This window comes from Paenibacillus kribbensis, from assembly GCF_001705305.1.
In the GTDB taxonomy this organism is placed as follows: Bacteria; Bacillota; Bacilli; order Paenibacillales; family Paenibacillaceae; genus Paenibacillus; species Paenibacillus kribbensis_B.
The window spans coordinates 102,950-120,723 of record NZ_MCBP01000003.1 but is presented as its reverse complement, the minus strand read 5'-3'; the positions used below and the strand labels follow the sequence as shown (position 1 = coordinate 120,723).

The following is a 17,774-nucleotide window of genomic DNA, read 5'->3' as shown; positions in this document are numbered from 1 at the left end:
TTGAAAATTCAACGTATGTTCAATTTACGAGGAGGCAGAATCATGAAAGCTATTGCTTTGACAAGCTTTGGAGTCCCCGAAGCGCTGGAGGAACTGGAAATACCAGTTCCCGCACTCACCGACACACAGGTTCTCATTGAAATGCGCGCCTCTTCCATCAATCCCGCAGATATTCAATTGCGCAGCGGTGCGATTCTGCAGAGCCCGATGGCCGATAAATTTCCGGTTCAGTTGCCGCTTGTCCTTGGTATTGATGTAGCCGGCATCGTAAAAGAGGTTGGCGAAAAAGTGCATCGTTTCAAGCCAGGGGATCGTGTCATGGGCATGGTTCCAATGGGTTCCTACATGGAATATGTTGCAGTGGAGGAAGATCATCTTGCCGTTATTCCGGAGAGTCTTTCCTTCGAAGAGGCAGGCGCCGTGCCTACAGTTGCCCTGACAGCTTGGCAAGCGCTGTTCGAGCATGGCCGTCTGCAACCGGGAGAGCGCATTCTGATTCATGCCGGGGCCGGAGGCGTGGGGCATGCGGCGGTCCAGCTGGCCAAGCAACATGGAGCATATGTTATCGCAACTGCGAGGGACTATAATCATGATTTCGTCAAAGGACTCGGTGCGGACGAGGTGTTCGACTACACGAAAGTCGACTTTGCCGCCCAAATAACCGAGCCAGTCGATATCGTGCTGGATTCCGCTATGGACCCATCCACCTTCGGTACCGGGCTACCAGGAGATATCGGAAAGAAAAACTACTCGGTCATCAAGGATGACGGCACCTATATTTCAGTAGTAGCATTCGCGATCAATCAATATCCAAAGGTCCGGGGTATTGACGCACGTTTCTTTCAGGCAAGACCCAACCGTGCCGATTTTGAAGCCATTGTTCGTCATATGCAAAAGAACCAGCTGAATATCCACATCGATAAGACCTATCCCTTTACTGCTCAAGGCCTGCTTCAGGCGTACCGCAAAAGCGAAGAGCTGCCGAAACGGGGAAAAGTCGTCATATCGAAAAACATGGGATAAACATCTTGCCGTAAAACCAAGCTGTAGCCTCCTCGTTCGGGAGCGTATCTCGGCTTGCTGACAGATAAAAAAAGGGTTCAACATATTAGTCATGACTAATATATTGAACCCTTTGTATTTAACTATCGTTCCTCGTAGCGTAAACTAATTTCTCGGAAGACTGTTATCCCCTAATACTAATAATGAGACTTTCTTGGCTATTATCTCTTTGTCAAATGATACTTTCCCAGAAGCCCATAAGTAACCAGCCTCAAGGATGATGTTGGCATAAATCGGTACATAAAAACTCTTCTCTGTATCTGTATATATGACTTCTAAACTTTTGGATAAATATTTTTTCAACTCAATTAACATTTTGTCTTTCAATTGCGGAATTAAACTTAAATAACTGCGGCGACATTGAATATTCGGTTGTTGATGATAGTCGCATACGGCTAGAACGAGTTGATATATGCTCTCTTTATCGAATTTTACAACTCCAGATGTGCGATTTTCAACGACAGACGAAGCAGACTCACCAACAATGTAGTCCAATAATTCGTACTTATCATTGAAATGCGCGTAGAAAGTAGCACGATTCACTTGAGCCCCTTTGGTTAGATCAGCAACTGTGATTTTTTCAAAATCCTTTTCATTCACTAAATTAACAAAAGCGTTAATCAAAGACTGCTTCGTTTGAGTCATTCGTATATTCCTAACTTTTGTCCCCGCTTCATTCACTCCTAACCCAACAATTTTTCATTTTTGTTGCTATAGCAACATTCCCCACCTTATTGTTGGTTGTCCTGTTTAGATATCGGCTGTATGTTTATTAAAGCAACACACGTTTGTTTAATAATATCACTCATAAGGAGTTTAAGAAAGATGAAAACTATTGCAATCATTGGTGCGGGACCTGGGTTGGGATTGTCTCTTGCGAAAAAATTCGGGGAGAAAGGCTTTAAGGTAGCTGCTATTGCACGCAACCCCGAGAAATTGTCGAATATTGTGGATCAACTAAACAAGCTAAATATTGAAGCGAAGTCTTATGTCGCAGATGTCACGGATTTAACAGCTCTAAAAGAAGCGTTACAAGCTGCTAAAAAAGATTTTGGTCATATTGATGTACTCGAATTTAGCCCTTATGCAGGACCGGATAAATTCAGACATGTTTTAGAAACAACGTCTGAAAATGTCTTGGAACAAGTAAATGGCTATCTGTTGCCTGCAATTCTTGCCGTCAATGAAGTAGTGCCAGAGATGATTAAAAATGCATCAGGGGCGATTCTATTTACAACAGGCTTATCTGCCATGTTTCCATTGCCTTTTATCGGAAATGTTGGAATCGTTATGTCAGGTCTTCGCAACTATGCGACAAACCTGCACAATGAATTAAAAGAAAAAGGCATATTTGTTGGACATTTATCCATTGGAACCTTCATACAGCCGGGTACAGTAGGTGATCCTGATTACATTGCAGAAGTTTGGTATGACTTATACGAAAGAAAGAATCGCTTTGAAGAAACATTCCCTCTAGGGATTGATCCAACTAAACTGTCAAATTAAATATGAGGCGATAAGATGGTTATTAAATGGCGATCTTATCGCTTTTCCTCAAATTTTTTTATTCATGGAGAGACAAAGAATTTGGAGTCTACGTATGTAAAGAATCTTGGGGATTATGTCCTTTCTTCTTCTTCGGTTTCGTCAGTTGAAAGCTATGCTGCACCATTTCAAAAAGATCATCCTCTTGCATGTTGCCATCTAAAATAACGGTATTCCAATGCACTTTATTCATATGATATCCCGGCTTAACATCTTCAAATATGCTGCGCAAGAAATCGGCTCGGCTTGGCTCACATTTGAGATTGATGCAAAGGTGACCATCATGCTTGTAAATCATCGCAAATATTTTTTTATTATCCTTATGACGTATTACAGTCCATTTTTCGTCGAAGGGATAGTCTTTATAAACGTCAGAATATGTCAGACAGTAATTAATTATTTCCTCTTTAGTCATCTAACTTCCTCCACAAATCTATTTTCAAGCGCAACCTTTACGTTCAAAATGCATCGTAAGGTGGAACTATAATCAAACATTTAGTTTACCACCAGCAGGTAGTCCCCACCTTAAAACCATTATAAAGAACAAGTGTTCTCTAATCCACCTTATTTATTAACTAAAACGGATAATTCACCTTCAAATACTTTCTCATCCTTGTCATTGAAAGTCGTCAGCATAACAGTAACGATTCCTGTTTCATTCAGTTTCTCTCTAAGTGCAGTTACCTCCACAATTGTATGTAATTCATCTTCCGGATACACGGGTTTCATAAATCTAATATTGTTCATAGCCGTTCCAGCAATGACATCATCACCATAACTCCCCGTTTCAACCCAAAGCTTAAATGAAACTGCTAGCGTTTGAATTCCTGAGGCTATGATTCCATTAAATCTCCCCTGCGTTGCTTTATCTTCATCCAAATGCATATATTGTGGGTCAAACTCCGTTGCAAATCTGGTAATATCCTCTTTTGTTAGTGTTAAAGACTTGGTTCTAAATCGTTGTCCGATATAAAATTCATGGTATCGCATGAATGTATCTCTCCTCTTGGTCAAATGATCTGTTTTTTTTAAGCATATCATTTATTAAGCTAATCTGCCTGTTCGTATAATGAATAGTTCCAGCAATAAAGCTCCTGTGAATCATCACGGGAGCTTTACTTTGCATGTTATGCCTTTTTACCTGTAACGTTTAGGATTATCTGTCTGACCAAGAATAAAGTCGATACTCACCTTGTGGAAATCCGCCAATTTGATCAAGACAACACTTGGCACGTCCAGGTTCCCATTTTCATATCGGGAATAGGTTGTTTGTGAGATTTGTAAGAAGTCAGCACCAAGTTGAACAAGAACGAAGTGGGCGGAATGGTGCTGTACAAGCGATAGCGTTCGCCTTTGTGCCCGGATTTCAACCTTCTTAGCTTGATTAAGAAATCCGGGCGCAACAGCGATGGGAAGCACCATCCGACCGCGTAGTGGCGCCTCATGTACATTTTTAACTCAGCTTATAAAAAAACTTTATGCAAATAACGCATAAATATCAATATTCATCCATCGCATGCTGTAAACTGTGCTTGGGGGATAAACAGCGCATAAGGGAATTCTCGATTCAAGTGAGGATAAAACATTTAACTTTTCATAGGGGGCTTGATGAAAATGATTTTGGAGGATCTGTATTATGGGAATTGGCGTCCCAGTGAACAAATAAAGTCAACCGACCCTGAGTCTCAAAAAGTGAACCAAAAAATTAGTGAATATATGGAGATGTTGAAAAATAAATTACCAGCAGTCGATTTTGAGCAAATTGAAGTCATGTTTGATTTATTAAGCGAGTCAACTTCCTTGCACTCCGCCGCAGCGTTCATCCACGGGTACCGAACGGGAGCAATGACGATGATTGAAGTATTTAGTGGAGAGAAAAAATTGATTGCTGGTAATAAACCATAAGAAAGATGATGGATAAATTTAACTAATGACTTAAAATAAAAGCACGCCAAGCGACAGAAAGAATCTTTTGCCTTGGAGTGCTTTACTTTTTACACTGACATGCTATTTCGTTGCCATCGCTCGATATTAAGTTAATTGTTCCTTAACTACGGCGGGTGTCACGATTATCCTATTACTCGTTATTTGTTCTTTCCTAATAAATAGATTCCGCAAAGAGCTACTACTATAATCGCTGGAATACGCCAAGCATGGGGCAGAAATTTGGTTAGCCACAGTGCGGCGAAAATAGTCGCTACTGCTAAGTAGCCCAATCTTTCATTGGGTTCGAATTTTTCTCTATTTAAAAACACATTCAAATAGCCAATGGGTGGTGCGATGATAATTAAAACGAGCACCACCATGGGACGTAAATACCATTTTCTTTTCATAAATCCTCCGTTAATCTCTTGATGCGCTATGTTCATTCTAAAACCTAGCTGTCAAGTTTAAAGAAATATAGCACTTACTGCTCTAGCTAAAATATCAGCAATCCAGGCTGGTACTCCTAAATACTGAATAGCTTGCGAGAGTGCATCTTCCACACTTCCACTAAAATCGGTGACCACATCCAAAGCCTTGATAATTGCGTCTACTTTCACGACATTCGTAAGATTATTTTTTACGGTTTGACTCACAGGTAACCAGTCAATAGCTGTTCTTATTGCATTATCAATTTTGCTTGCGCTTGCTTTCAGGGCTGCTTTAATGGCTTTAATTGACCACGAAACCTTACCTTGTGTTGTGACATCTCCGTTAAGATTTATATCAGTGCCATTGGGTGCTGAGGGGGTAATACCTGATTGATTAGAAGATTCACCATATGTAGCAGAACTCACAGATGTACTATCAGCAAATGAGAAGGAGGGCACTACTGAAAATAGTAACGCTGTTGTTACAGAACTCAAGGCAATTTTTTTTACTAGTTGACCACTCATTTCATTTTACCTCCATTTATTTGTATTTTCACCTATTAATATATGTTTTTTCCTTTGTCGAAGTAAGGTGAACTCTGTAACCTAATGAAAATAGTAAAAAAATATACTTCAAAAGAAAAAGCACTTCAATTGGCAGATAATCTTTTGCCTTGAAGTGCTTTGATTTGTACGAATCCTTCTACTTCGTACCGCTCATTGGGCCAGTTGTTCCTTGGGCGGGCTCAGCTTAACGACCTGATACGTGCCTGACTGGACGGACGGAGCGGTAACGATTTCCAAACTCTTAATATGCTCATGCAAGCAGTAGAATCCACAACTTTCGGCTACTCCAGCTTGCATTCGAAGCTTTTTTAAAATTGCTATATGCTCTACATGCTCTGCGACTACAAAAAAGGGAGATGGCGCTGGCCATCTCCCTTGCCCTTACTCATGCTCCACACTTCCTGCTTAAAAAAAGGTTACTTGCACAGGTGGTCGGTCAGCGGAGCGGGCAGAATTGTTCTGAAGAAGCGTGAGCGTTCGCCTTTATCCCCGGATTTTCACCTTTAAATTTCTATTCCAATGAAAAAATCCGGGGATAACAGCGATCGGAAGAACAATCTGCACGCGTAGCGCCTCCCCGACACACACTCAAACAAGCAACTATGTTTTTAAGCCTCCACCCGATTCAAAAACACCTTCGTCCGCTCCAACTGTGGATTGCCAAAAATCTGCTCCGGTGTACCGGATTCGGCAATTTCTCCGTTGTCCATAAAAATGACGCGATCCGCTACATCTCGCGCAAAATTCATCTCGTGGGTCACGATGACCATCGTCATATGCTCCTCAGCCAGCTTTTTGATGACCCGCAGCACCTCGCCTGTCAGTTCGGGATCAAGGGCCGAGGTCGGCTCGTCGAACAGCAAAATGTCGGGATTCATCATCATTGCCCGGGCAATCGCCACCCGTTGCTTCTGTCCACCCGACAGTCGGGACGGATACGCATCGGCTTTATCCGCCAAGCCGACTTTAGCCAACAGCTCAGCGCTTTGGCGGCGCAGCTCAGCCTTGCTTACCTTTTTGACCAGCTTCGGAGCCAGCTCCAGATTATCCTGCACTGTCAAATGAGGAAAGAGATTAAAATGCTGGAACACCATTCCCATCCCGGTGGTAATGCTCTTAATATCGCCTGCCGGGGCGTACTGACCATTTTCCACCAGTGCTTTATCATGAATGCGGATCGTCCCGCCCGTCACATCCTCCAGATGCACCAGGCTACGCAGCATGGTACTTTTGCCTGAACCTGAAGGACCGATGACGGCTACAACCTCCCCCGCCTTAACGTTAAAGCTCACTCTTTTCAGAACATCGAGCTTGCCGAACGATTTTTTTAAATCGGTTACTTCAATTGCGTTAGTGTTCATATCCCGACATTCCTTTTACTCAAATTTAAACCGTTTTTCCAGTGCCCTGAAGAACAACGTCAGCACCAAAGCCAACAGCAAATAAATAACCGCCGCTACAACATAAGGTACAATGGTAAAATCACGATTCACGGCTGTATTGGCAAAATGGAGCAGTTCCGGTACTGCCACCGCATACAGCAGCGCCGTATCTTTTACCAGCGTTGTCGCCTCATTGGTGACCGCAGGTAAAGCAATCCGTACCATTTGCGGCACAATGACTCTGATCAACGTCTGTGATTTGCTCAGGCCCAGCACCTGCGAAGCCTCATATTGTCCTTTATCAATCGACAACATCCCGCCTCGGAAAATTTCAGCAAAATAAGCCGCATAATTCAGCACAAATGCCAGCACCGCTGCCGTTGTCCGATCCAGAACCAGATACTCCCCAATAACAGGCAGCATCGGCAGACCAAAACAAAAGAACAACAACTGCAGCAGAAGCGGTGTACCGCGTATAACATAAATGTACGTATGCATCAGCCAGGCAACAGGCTTAATCCGGCTTTTCGCCAGCAACGTAACGATAAAACCCAGCGGAATGGACAGAACGAGCGTGATGAAAAATAAAATAACCGTCATCTGCGCCCCTTCAAGCATAGGCTTCATAATTCGCAAAATATATTCCATACTCATGACCTTCGACTCCTAAACCTTAGTTCAATACATTACGTATTAGTTCAATACTTTATCTTCACCGAACCATTTTTTCGAAATTTCAGCCGCTTTACCGTTCTTGTGCAGCTCATCCAGAGCGGATTGCAGTTGCGTCAACAGCTCTTCATTCCCTTTTTTCACACCGATGCCGTATTCCTCAGGAGCCAGTGATTCATCCAGCAGCTTATACGTGCCTTGCTCCTTGGACATATAATATTTGGCAACAACCTCATCAATGACAACCGCATCCAGACGTCCTGTCTTCAGGTCCGTCAAAGCGAGAACATTATCCGGGAACTCGGATACTTGCTTCAATTTACTTTTGATCGGGTTTGCGTCCAGTGCATCGGCTGCCGAGGACAACGTTTGAAGACCCACGGTTTTGCCCGCCAGATCGGCCAGCTTGGTAATACTGGAAGCAGCCGGAACGACAATGACCTGACTATTTTTGAGATATGGCTTCGTGAACAGCACTTTTTGCTTGCGCTCATCGGTAATGGTGTATCCATTCCAGATCAGATCAATACGTCCGCTGTTCAGCTCAGATTCTTTGGAAGACCAGTCAATCGGCTGGAATTCCACCTGTTTGCCCATCTGTTCTCCAGCCGCCTTCGCGTAGTCTATATCAAAGCCGGTCAATTCGTTATTTTCATCTCTAAAGCCCATCGGCGCAAATTTATCGTCAATTCCAATAATCAACTTGCTGCTATCCTTACCGCCGGAACATCCGGCCAACATGATCATAATCAATCCAATCATCATCGTAAACATGGCTGCTTTTCTCATCTTTTTCCCCTCCAACAATGGTGACACCCGTATCCAAAAACAGGCGGCAAACGCTTTAGTTCGTTAACACGTTATCAGAGTATCATCATAACATACCGCAGGATACTCGTCGAGAGGAATAAGCGGAATGTTAGCCTTATAAAAATGGAAAACCTGTGACGAAAATTTGACCAATGTTCTATAATGTAAAACCTTACCTTGACATGTCACCTTATCCGTTTTATCATTTCCTAGTATTCTTATATACATTTGTTTATTTTGAAATACTGCATCCACAGTAAAAAAATCAGTAAGGAAATCAGCAAGAAAGACAGGAGAAATAAAGCCCCATGTACATTTTAAAACGTCTTTTTACGATGCTTGTTACGTTGTGGATTATCGTCACTTTAACGTTCATCATCATGCACATCATTCCGGGTGATCCGTTCTCGAACGATTCCAAAACCATTCCGGAAGCAGTGCTGCAAAATATGCGCGCCAGGTACAATCTCGACAAGCCGCTCGCAGTGCAGTATGTACTGTATCTCAAAAATCTGCTGGTGCTGGATATGGGCCCATCTATTCAGTCGAAAACGACGGACGTTAATATGCTCATTGCCAGAGGTTTTCCACCTTCTGCGCTCCTCGGTATTCAATCCATCGTGGTTGCGATTATTGCGGGCATTTCGCTCGGAACACTGGCTGCTATACATCATAATCGACCACTGGATTATATCTCGATGTTTATCGCGATTATTGGTATTTCCGTACCCAGCTTCATTTTGGCACCACTGTTAATCAAATATGTCGCCGTCAAATGGCACCTGCTTCCGGTCGCCTCATGGGGCACCTGGCAGCATACCGTGCTTCCGTCGCTGGCTCTCGCCGTTTCACCGCTTGCCGTTATCGCCCGCTTTATGCGGACGAGCATGCTGGAAGTCATGCATCAGGAGTACATACGTACCGCCAAAGCGAAGGGGCTTTCCTCTTGGGCTGTCGTCATTCGCCACGGATTGCGCAATGCGTTGATCCCGGTGCTGTCCTTTATCGGACCGCTATTTGCTTCCGTCATTACAGGAACCTTTGTCGTTGAGAAAATATTCGCCATTCCCGGCATCGGTAAATATTTTGTAGACAGCATCTTTAACCGGGATTACCCGGTCATTATGGGTACGACCATTTTCTACAGCGCGATTCTGGTCATTACGTTATTTCTAATTGATATATCCTATCGTCTTGTCGATCCACGAATCAAATTAGTCAGCAAAGGAGATTAACATGAAAGCAGCACCTACCGTCGAAAGGGACAGCCTGTTCAGTCCCGTAGACCGCAGCCAGATGCCCGTCCCCACGTGGACCAGACCCACAGAATCACCCTGGCGGAATCGGCTTCGCAGACTTCTCAACAATAAGCTTTCCCTGCTGGGACTTTCCTTACTGATCATCATCATAGCGCTGGCAATTTGCGGCCCTTCCATGGTTCCTTATGCGCCCAGCGACCAATCCCTGTTGAAGACAAACCTGCCTCCTTCGGGAGAGCACTGGTTTGGCACGGATGATCTGGGCAGAGATGTATGGGCACGGACATGGGCCGGGGCCAGAATTTCACTCATGATCGGTTTTGCCGCTGCTGCCATTGATTTGGTGCTGGGCATTCTCGTTGGCTGTGTTGCCGGCTATTGTGCGGGACACGGTAAAACGGGCGACCGGATCGACAGCATTCTGATGCGTATTATTGAAGTTTTATACAGCATCCCTTATCTGCTGATCATCATTTTGCTGCTCGTCATTATGAAGCCGGGACTGCTCACAATGATTATTGCTTTGTCCATTACCGGATGGGTCGGGATGGCGCGTGTGGTTCGCGGACAAATTTTGCAGCTCAAGCAGCAGGAATATGTGTTGGCTGCCCGCAGCTTGGGGACGTCTCATTCGCGCATTATTTTCAGGCATTTGCTGCCGAATGCAGCGGCAATTATTATCGTGAATCTGACGTTTACCATCCCATCGGCTATTTTTGCCGAATCGTTCCTCAGTTTTCTCGGTCTGGGGATTCAGTCTCCGTCCGCCAGCTGGGGGACGATGGCTAACGATTCACTTGGCGTTATTTTAAGTGGTCAATGGTGGCGCCTGTTCTTTCCGGGGTTGATGATCTCGCTCACCATGCTGGCGTTCAATACCCTTGGAGACGGGCTTCAGGATGCGCTTGATCCGCGTTCCCAGCACTAGCAACAGGGATATACCAATGGACAAGGAGGGGTGTAACATGATCCGCTGTTTCTCGCCTGAGCGCAGAACAAACGGCAGTGCCTTTATGGAAGTCCGTACACGCGGCATACCTGCCAGAAGGGAGGAGGAATGAATCCCGGAGAATACATCATTTTTTGGATTAGCATTTTGTATAACCAACTCATAACTAACCATAGTAATGGAGGAACACCACGATGAAAAAAATGCATTGGATGACTATCATCTTACTTTTGGCCGTAACGGCTTTGGCTGGATGCTCCGGTACTACGGACAAAACAGCCAGCAACGATCCGTCCGCTGCGCCTCAGGCAGATATTCCGCAAGAAATCACAGCCAATCTGGCAGGTGGCGAGCCTTATACGCTGGACCCTGCTTTCGCATCGGATACAACGTCCTACTTTGTTATTGATAACTTGTACGAAGGGCTGTATACATACGACAAAGCCGGCAAAATCGTAGAAGGTGCTGCCAGCAAAGTAGACGTATCTCCTGACGGCAAAACATACACCTTCACCATCCGTGACGGTGCCAAATGGTCGAACGGCGACCCGCTGACGGCCAAGGACTTCGAATACTCCTGGAAGCGGGTACTGAATCCAAAAACAGCTGCCTACGACCCTTCCGCCCTGTACTACATCAAAGGAGCCGAAGCCTACAACACAGGCAAAGGTAAAATCGAAGACGTGGGTGTTACAGCCAAGGACGACAAAACTCTGGTGGTCGAGCTGAAATCACCGCTGAGCTTCTTCCCAACGATCGCCGTGGGTCATGCCTATCTGCCAGTCAACCAATCTGTGGTTGAGAAAAGCGACAAATGGGCGGCAGAGGCCAGCACAATTGTCGGTAATGGCGCGTATGTAGCCAAGGACTGGAAGCATAACGAGCAAATTACGCTGACGAAAAACGATCAATATTGGAACAAGGACGCCATTACGATGGCAACCATCAACTTTAAAATGGTTCAAGACTCCACAACCTATTATCAAATGTACAAAACAGGCGATCTGGACCTGATTTTGAGCCTTCCAGTGGATACACTGGATCAGGAAAAAGGCAATAAGGAATTCCTGTCACATCCATCTTTCAGTGTGTACACGTATTCTTTTAACGTAAAACAAAAGCCGTTTGACAATAAAAAAATCAGACAGGCCATCGCTTATGCGATTGATCGCGAAGCACTGGCGACCAGTGTTACCAAGGGTGGCGAAACTCCGGCTTACGGATACGTTCCATACGGAACAACAACACCATCCGGCAAGGACTTCCGTGATGAAGCGCCAAAGAAATACTATGAATTCGACGCTGCGAAAGCGAAACAATTGCTGGCCGAAGGCCTGAAAGAAGAAGGTCTGACCAAGCTGCCACCGATCACCTTCAAGTACAACACGTCAGACAAGCACAAAAAAGTAGCCGAAGCGATTCAGGAAATGCTGAAAACAAACCTGGGCGTTGAGGTAGCACTGGAAAATCAGGAATGGAAAACGTACATTGATACCTTTAAGCAAAAGAACTTCCAGATTGCCCGTATGGGCTGGGAAGGAAACTTCCTTGACCCGCTCGGCGTATTGGGACATTATACTTCCAAAAATTCGAACAACTTTACCAACTGGAGCAATCCGGAGTATGACAAGCTGATTGAATCCTCAACCTATGAGCTTGATCCAGCCAAACGCTTCGAGCAGCTTCATCAGGCGGAAGACGTATTGATGGAGGATCTGCCGATTATTCCGATCCAGTTCTCTGCGGACACAGCATTAATCAGTCCTAAAATTCAAGGCATCGTATTTGATGCTCGTTCGAACCCGGACTTGCGCTTTGCAAAGAGAGTCGAAAAATAATGATTTTACGTTTTGGGATCACGGCCCTTATCGTAGGCACCTTGGGTTTTATGTACGCCTCACCCCAGCTCTTGAATGGTCGTGAATCTATGGCTACTGCCAATCTGCTATTCCTGTTGGGCTTGCTCGGCTTGGTGATCGGTGCGATCTTCCACGTTCTGCAAAGTGGCTTTCTCACCCTTTTCCTACGAGGATTTGCCGACATCAGACAGCTGTTCATCCGCCAATCCAAGGCACTACAGGCGGAAAACGAACGCTTGCGTTCCGATGAAGCTCTATCGGCCTGGAAAACGTCTATACTCCGCCACCTCAAGGTGTACACCTCGGGGTGCGGTGCGGGGCTTATGTTGTGCTCGATGATTTTAATGGGGATAGGGTGATTAAACGTATGAGAAGCTTTCTTGCGGTTGGTAGGCGCTGCGCGTGCAGATTGTTCTTCCGATCGCCACCGCCCCCGGATTTTTATTATTGTATAAAACCTGTAAAGGTTAAAATCCGGGGACAAAAGCGAACGCTTCGCTTCTCCAGAACAATTCTGCCCGCTTCGCTGGCAACCACCGTAATGCTTCTTTACGTTTTAGAGTGGGGTAGTAGTTTGAAAGTGGTAGTCCAAGGTCATTAACTTGGACTGCATTTTTCCTAGATACTAATAACTGAAAAACAATAAAAGAGAGAGTTCCGCAAGTATTTGTTCGCGGAACTCTCTTTTTGCGTTTTTTATATAAAAAAGCTCATACTACTTTCGGGCTTATTAATCTTAATAAATATGCTTTTCCTTTGCTTCTTGCAGCCATAATGGGAACTCGTTCAGCAATAGTTCATATAATTGATTGTCTTCCATAGATTCGATATCTTGAATTTGAAAGAAGTTGGCGTTATCTACCACGCGGCCTTTTATATTATCGAGCTTTTTTAATACGCCAAAATCAGATTCACCCACACCAACAAATTGCCAGAATATCGGTTCTCCTGACGAATCAATGACCGCATTGTCGATGTTGTCTCCTTTTCCACGCTTCACACCACCATCATTAATAAAAATAACAAAGGCCGGATCAGCAGAGGGCTCTTCCTTTGTGTATTTAGCGATGACATCGCGCATTACAGGTGGCTCATCATTACGACCGAACTTGGGCAAATCATCATTGGACAAAATATGCCTTTCGACATAATTGTCAACATCGTTTTCGGTAACAGACGGCAGACGTGAAAACCGATGATCATATACCCATACATCCAGCACACCATCATCATCCAATGAACTCGCTACGGCAACCATTCGTTCCAACACCTTTTGAACGGTTCCATTTTTGTACAAACTTCTCATAGAGCCTGAAATATCGAGTACCAATCCAACTCTGGCAGTCACATTCGTTAGATTCTTTTTAGTCAGTACAATTTGTGCATTCTTTTTAAGTAAAGAAATACCGGTCATATTCCCCACGCTCCTCTATGATGATTGCCTTGACCGCCTACTCTACCATCTGCGTCGTTCGTCGCCTCTCAAGGGGAAGTCGCTCAAATCTCCGAGTTGGTCAAGTGCATCTTTGTAAATTCGAAGGATAGCTTGTACCTTGTTAAAATCACTGTCTTCCGGACCGAATCCTTCCATATACATTTTTTGAATGATGTTTTGGAAAAAATCCATACGCTCGCGGATGAAATCCTGCTCGATTTGCAGTACCTCTTCAAAGCTGTGCGTCTCCGCAAATTCAGACAGCTCATCAGGCTCCTGTTCTTGATACCGCTCTCCTCTTATTTCTGGGTTGAGATCAATAGAGGTACGCAGGGCCGACAATAAAATATTTTCCCGCGCCAGCATGACGTGAAAGTCTTTGTTCTTAAACAGTTCCGCAACGATCAGACGGCACATTTCCTTGTTCTGCAACAGAATCCCTTCAAAAGGGTGCAGCGTCCATACACCGTAATTAAAAAACAAATTGAAATTAAAGCTGCTGCTTCCATACTGATACACAATGTTGATTTTCGATTCGTCGATGATTTCAAATGAAAATTCCAGCATGCATTCTCCTTTGGGATTCCAATATTTAACTCTATCCTATCAGAAAATGCATGGTTTTCAATAAAAAATTTTATTTCACAGAATCATTTAATTCCATTATAGAATCGGCTTTTTCGCTACTGGCAGCCACGAGTAAGTAGACAATCACACACACCAAAATAAAGGACATCATACGCTCGTTCTCTCCTTTGTGATTCGCTTTTTTTAGAGTTTATGCACGAGAATGCTATGTATGTTCATCATGTCCTTTATTGGCCACTGTCAAACCAAAAAAAGACGCTTTCAGGGTCACCCTGGCGTCTTTTCAATAGATTAGGTTTATAATTTTAATTAGTTAGGATTAGTTCAGAAACGAGCTTAGACCATCGGAGGAATCGTTATCCTTTAGTGTTGTGGACTGTTCTTTCCCTTCGATCCCTAGACGTTGGCTAAGGTTAGCGTTGATTGCCGTCATTTTGCTTGTATAATCCTGGCAGCTTTCAATAATTCGACGATTGGATTTTTCCGATAGATCCAAAGCGGCTACCAAATCGCCAATCGCCTGATTCACAGCCTCCAGTGACATAGAAGGTTTGCTAAGTAAATCCGTCGTTCTCTCGGTCGTCGTTTTGAGAAGCTTGGCATTTTCCTTAAATTGGTCTTCAATAGTGCGATTGGTCGCATCGACGGCTGAAATGATTTTGTCCTGATCGGCCAGCGCCATCGCGATCATAGCCGATACGGTGATCAGATTCGATGTTTTATCAATCGCATTATTAACAGAGTCAATCAGCTTATCATTATTATCATTAATAATATCCGTTGCCGCTATCGCCTGATTATACAACAAAATCATCTCAGTCATCGACTGCGTGCGTGTAAGCACCTTACGTAATCCCCGCTCCAGATGAGGCTTACGATTTTCATTCTCCGGCTTGGCAATCTCGGTCTCGAACAGCTCTTTTAAGCGATTGCCAAAGGCAATCTTCGTCTGTAAATTGTAGATTTCTTCAATGGAAGCCCTTTTCAGCTGCCTCATGCTGACAATGTTTTCTTCCAGATTGTCCTTGCCATCCCTTAAGGCAGTAATGATTTTCTCGATGTTCGTCTTAACAGACTGATACTTGTAAATGTAGTTTTTCAGCGGACTCTTACGTAGAAGCTTACCAAAAAAGCTTACATTTTTACTCTGCTGGAGCGCTTCACATTCATCGCGCAGCTTTAAGATCATGTTCGATACCTCGGTCCGATCACCGGACATGAGATCATTCACCGGACGATCCAGCATTTTAAGGGTCTGTCCCGCACGCTCCTGCGTTTTCACTCCCAGCTTGCCGATGTCATCCATTAAGGTATCCAGGCTCATGACATCGCTGCGTGATACCTTCTGAATCAGCTGTGAAGCCTCCTCGGTCACCTTTTGTTCATCTTCTTTTTTCAATTCAGCCCATGGGGTGGCCATAACGCTACCTCCTATCTTAAACAATAACTGTGATCTTGAGACTAATATTGATTGTTTAGGGCAGCTGTGCTGCCTATTTGTTAACTCTTAAAAATGATCTTATAATTCCGAACTGCTATACCGCTGGTGAATCAGCTCGGCTTTGCTCTGTAATTCCATCAAATCCTTGTGCTCCACCGTGGATACAATCACTGATATTTTGCTATCCACATCTCGCAACCCGTTTAATAACGTCCTCCGGTTGGTCCGCTTGGCTTCGCCGCTGAGCCGAAGGAACGGGTTAATCAGTCCGTTCAGGTCTTTTAAAATCAACCTCCGAACCATGTGGTTCACTTCGCTATTGTTTAATTCATGTAAAAGCGGAATCACCCGCTGCAAACGTGCAAACAGAGCCAGTGCCTTCTCGACAATTTCGTTATCGAGCGCATCCTTTTGTCCCTCGGAAATCACCATATCCTCCAGTACCTCCAGATACTCCATCACCTGAGCAAATTCACTGGAAATCGGGTCTGGTACATGTTGTTTTCCTGTTATAGACTCTGATGGAGCAGAAGCTTCCTGAACTGGCTGCCCTGTATCAGGGGCCTGCTCCTGTACTATCGGAATCACGGAACCGGTCAGATTGGGACGAGGATGGCGGACAGACATAATGACACTATATCCTCCTAGAGAAATGACCGGAATTGCCAAACATACAAACAGCGGCAACCAGTAACTCAGCAAAAGCGCAATCAGATAGCTGGCCACGGCAATCGTGGTGCCCCACATTTTTGACGTCATAGCTTGTACCTCCTGACGTAAACCCTTACCATATTGTAGAAAATATACTCTACATGTGTCAATGTAAGGATTTACGTATGGTGATTGGCTGCTCGATATGACTAGCTAAAATGTCGTATTGCGGATAAAGTGGACCGACCTCGTTACCCAAAGCGGATTTCACCGCCAGATAAGGAAAATTGATGCCAGACAAGCATGATACATGAAGTCCTCCAGACATCCGCGGATTGATTTCCAGCAGCTTGGGGCGCTCGCCGTTATATTTTACCTGAATGTTATAATTGTACGGTATGTGATACGCGTCAGCGACCTTATGCGCTACATCCAACAGCTCGGTATGCTGCTCCAGCAGCCGTAATCGCCCCCCTGCCTTCCTGCGCGGAACTGCTGCCAGCAGCTTCCCCTCTCGGTCAGCCAGGCAATCAATACTGTATTCGTATCCCTCCAGCAGCTCCATCACCATCAGGTTGGGGAACGACTCTGTGGATGACAATACTCGATGGGCCTCCTCGAACCCAATATGGTTCAGTGCATGCCCAAACAGCTCCTCCAGCGGGTTACGTTCGTTGTCGATGATACGAAAACCCATTCCGCCTTCTGCATTACATGGTTTGAAGCATACCTTATGCCCGCGTGCTGCTAACGATTCATAAGCCTCTTTAAACTGCTCTGCATTGCTGGCAATAGCATAATCCGGGATCGCGACAATATCTTTTTGACGAATGGATTCATAAAATAAATCCTTTTCCATCAGTTGCTCCAGCAATTCGGTATCCCGGCAGACAATCACCTTGGTTCCAATATCGTCGAACAAATGAAGATGCTTGCTAATATCAAGCATCTTCCAACGCGGAATAAATACATCAATTTCGTGGCGTCTGCAAAAATCGGCGCAAAAACGTGCATACTCCACACCACTTGTGCACGGTTCCACTTCAGCTACATCACTGGCCTGCAGAGCCATATGCTCAGGATCTGAGTGGGTCGCATAGATTTCGAACGGAATACCGTCCTCATTGTTACGAATAGCATTCATATAATGATACGCCACTGAAAACCAGCGGTTAAAATACACCTTGACCTTCTTCACAG

The 17,774-nt window shown here is 44.6% G+C and carries 21 protein-coding genes and 1 pseudogene; 7 read left to right on the top strand and 15 right to left on the bottom strand.

Annotation, left to right across the window (positions count from 1 at the left end; translation table 11 throughout):
• The first annotated feature begins 42 nt into the window (after positions 1-42).
• Complete coding sequence (locus tag BAZ21_RS06560; protein WP_068498274.1) at positions 43-1,023, top strand: NADP-dependent oxidoreductase; 981 nt, start codon at positions 43-45, stop codon at positions 1,021-1,023.
• Positions 1,024-1,167: 144 nt separating this feature from the next.
• Here the strand turns inward: BAZ21_RS06560 and BAZ21_RS06555 are convergent, their stop codons facing one another.
• Complete coding sequence (locus BAZ21_RS06555) at positions 1,168-1,707, bottom strand: TetR/AcrR family transcriptional regulator (protein WP_068498272.1); 540 nt, start codon at positions 1,705-1,707, stop codon at positions 1,168-1,170.
• A 180-nt stretch (positions 1,708-1,887) separates the two neighbouring features.
• Here BAZ21_RS06555 and BAZ21_RS06550 point away from each other — a divergent pair, with 180 nt between their 5' ends.
• Positions 1,888-2,568, top strand: a complete 681-nt coding sequence (locus BAZ21_RS06550) for an SDR family NAD(P)-dependent oxidoreductase (RefSeq protein WP_068498270.1) — start codon at positions 1,888-1,890, stop codon at positions 2,566-2,568.
• A gap of 88 nt (positions 2,569-2,656) precedes the next feature.
• Here the strand turns inward: BAZ21_RS06550 and BAZ21_RS06545 are convergent, their stop codons facing one another.
• The 3 genes and pseudogenes from BAZ21_RS06545 to BAZ21_RS06535 all read right to left on the bottom strand — a co-directional run.
• The gene (locus tag BAZ21_RS06545; RefSeq protein WP_068498267.1) at positions 2,657-3,022 is read right to left on the bottom strand and encodes an MmcQ/YjbR family DNA-binding protein; all 366 of its coding nucleotides are present in this window, start codon (positions 3,020-3,022) and stop codon (positions 2,657-2,659) included.
• A gap of 149 nt (positions 3,023-3,171) precedes the next feature.
• Positions 3,172-3,597: a MaoC family dehydratase gene (locus BAZ21_RS06540; protein WP_068498265.1), complete on the bottom strand. Its 426-nt coding sequence runs from the start codon at positions 3,595-3,597 to the stop codon at positions 3,172-3,174.
• 147 nt (positions 3,598-3,744) lie between these two features.
• Positions 3,745-3,900: pseudogene (locus tag BAZ21_RS06535) on the bottom strand (helix-turn-helix domain-containing protein); the annotation flags it as partial.
• Between the two features lie 321 nt (positions 3,901-4,221).
• Here BAZ21_RS06535 and BAZ21_RS06530 point away from each other — a divergent pair.
• Positions 4,222-4,512, top strand: coding sequence for a DUF6809 family protein (locus BAZ21_RS06530; protein ID WP_068498263.1), 291 nt, complete (start codon positions 4,222-4,224; stop codon positions 4,510-4,512).
• 179 nt (positions 4,513-4,691) lie between these two features.
• Here the strand turns inward: BAZ21_RS06530 and BAZ21_RS06525 are convergent, their stop codons facing one another.
• The 6 genes from BAZ21_RS06525 to BAZ21_RS06505 all read right to left on the bottom strand — a co-directional run bounded on the left by BAZ21_RS06525 (position 4,692) and on the right by BAZ21_RS06505 (position 8,371).
• Positions 4,692-4,940 (bottom strand): hypothetical protein, encoded by a 249-nt coding sequence (locus tag BAZ21_RS06525; RefSeq protein WP_068498260.1) that lies wholly within the window; start codon positions 4,938-4,940, stop codon positions 4,692-4,694.
• 57 nt (positions 4,941-4,997) lie between these two features.
• On the bottom strand, positions 4,998-5,486 hold the full coding sequence (locus BAZ21_RS06520) for a hypothetical protein (RefSeq protein ID WP_068498259.1): 489 nt from the start codon (positions 5,484-5,486) through the stop codon (positions 4,998-5,000).
• A 192-nt stretch (positions 5,487-5,678) separates the two neighbouring features.
• The gene (locus BAZ21_RS28875; RefSeq protein ID WP_176718111.1) at positions 5,679-5,825 is read right to left on the bottom strand and encodes a hypothetical protein; all 147 of its coding nucleotides are present in this window, start codon (positions 5,823-5,825) and stop codon (positions 5,679-5,681) included.
• A 311-nt stretch (positions 5,826-6,136) separates the two neighbouring features.
• Positions 6,137-6,889, bottom strand: a complete 753-nt coding sequence (locus BAZ21_RS06515) for an amino acid ABC transporter ATP-binding protein (protein WP_068498257.1) — start codon at positions 6,887-6,889, stop codon at positions 6,137-6,139.
• A gap of 15 nt (positions 6,890-6,904) precedes the next feature.
• Positions 6,905-7,564 (bottom strand): amino acid ABC transporter permease, encoded by a 660-nt coding sequence (locus BAZ21_RS06510; protein ID WP_068498254.1) that lies wholly within the window; start codon positions 7,562-7,564, stop codon positions 6,905-6,907.
• Between the two features lie 39 nt (positions 7,565-7,603).
• Entirely contained in the window at positions 7,604-8,371 is a 768-nt protein-coding gene (locus tag BAZ21_RS06505) for an amino acid ABC transporter substrate-binding protein (protein ID WP_068498252.1), read from the bottom strand.
• Between the two features lie 329 nt (positions 8,372-8,700).
• On the opposite strand from BAZ21_RS06505, the gene BAZ21_RS06500 reads away from it, so the two are divergent.
• From BAZ21_RS06500 to BAZ21_RS06485, 4 genes are all read left to right on the top strand, one after another.
• Positions 8,701-9,627, top strand: coding sequence for an ABC transporter permease (locus BAZ21_RS06500; protein ID WP_068498250.1), 927 nt, complete (start codon positions 8,701-8,703; stop codon positions 9,625-9,627).
• A gap of 1 nt (position 9,628) precedes the next feature.
• Positions 9,629-10,579, top strand: a complete 951-nt coding sequence (locus tag BAZ21_RS06495; protein WP_068498248.1) for an ABC transporter permease — start codon at positions 9,629-9,631, stop codon at positions 10,577-10,579.
• Positions 10,580-10,794: 215 nt separating this feature from the next.
• Positions 10,795-12,438: a peptide ABC transporter substrate-binding protein gene (locus tag BAZ21_RS06490; RefSeq protein WP_068498247.1), complete on the top strand. Its 1,644-nt coding sequence runs from the start codon at positions 10,795-10,797 to the stop codon at positions 12,436-12,438.
• 50 nt (positions 12,439-12,488) lie between these two features.
• Positions 12,489-12,818, top strand: a complete 330-nt coding sequence (locus BAZ21_RS06485) for a DUF3899 domain-containing protein (protein ID WP_256020001.1) — start codon at positions 12,489-12,491, stop codon at positions 12,816-12,818.
• 377 nt (positions 12,819-13,195) lie between these two features.
• Here the strand turns inward: BAZ21_RS06485 and BAZ21_RS06480 are convergent, their stop codons facing one another.
• From BAZ21_RS06480 to BAZ21_RS06460, 5 genes are all read right to left on the bottom strand, one after another.
• Positions 13,196-13,873, bottom strand: coding sequence for a vWA domain-containing protein (locus tag BAZ21_RS06480; protein WP_068498241.1), 678 nt, complete (start codon positions 13,871-13,873; stop codon positions 13,196-13,198).
• Positions 13,874-13,915: 42 nt separating this feature from the next.
• Entirely contained in the window at positions 13,916-14,461 is a 546-nt protein-coding gene (locus BAZ21_RS06475) for a hypothetical protein (protein WP_068498239.1), read from the bottom strand.
• Between the two features lie 340 nt (positions 14,462-14,801).
• On the bottom strand, positions 14,802-15,902 hold the full coding sequence (locus BAZ21_RS06470; protein ID WP_068498237.1) for a toxic anion resistance protein: 1,101 nt from the start codon (positions 15,900-15,902) through the stop codon (positions 14,802-14,804).
• Positions 15,903-16,001: 99 nt separating this feature from the next.
• Positions 16,002-16,682: a hypothetical protein gene (locus tag BAZ21_RS06465; protein WP_068498235.1), complete on the bottom strand. Its 681-nt coding sequence runs from the start codon at positions 16,680-16,682 to the stop codon at positions 16,002-16,004.
• 58 nt (positions 16,683-16,740) lie between these two features.
• Positions 16,741-17,772 carry an ATP-grasp domain-containing protein gene (locus BAZ21_RS06460; protein ID WP_068498233.1) on the bottom strand — a complete coding sequence of 344 codons (1,032 nt, stop codon included), beginning with the start codon at positions 17,770-17,772 and terminating at the stop codon, positions 16,741-16,743.
• Positions 17,773-17,774: the final 2 nt, after the last annotated feature.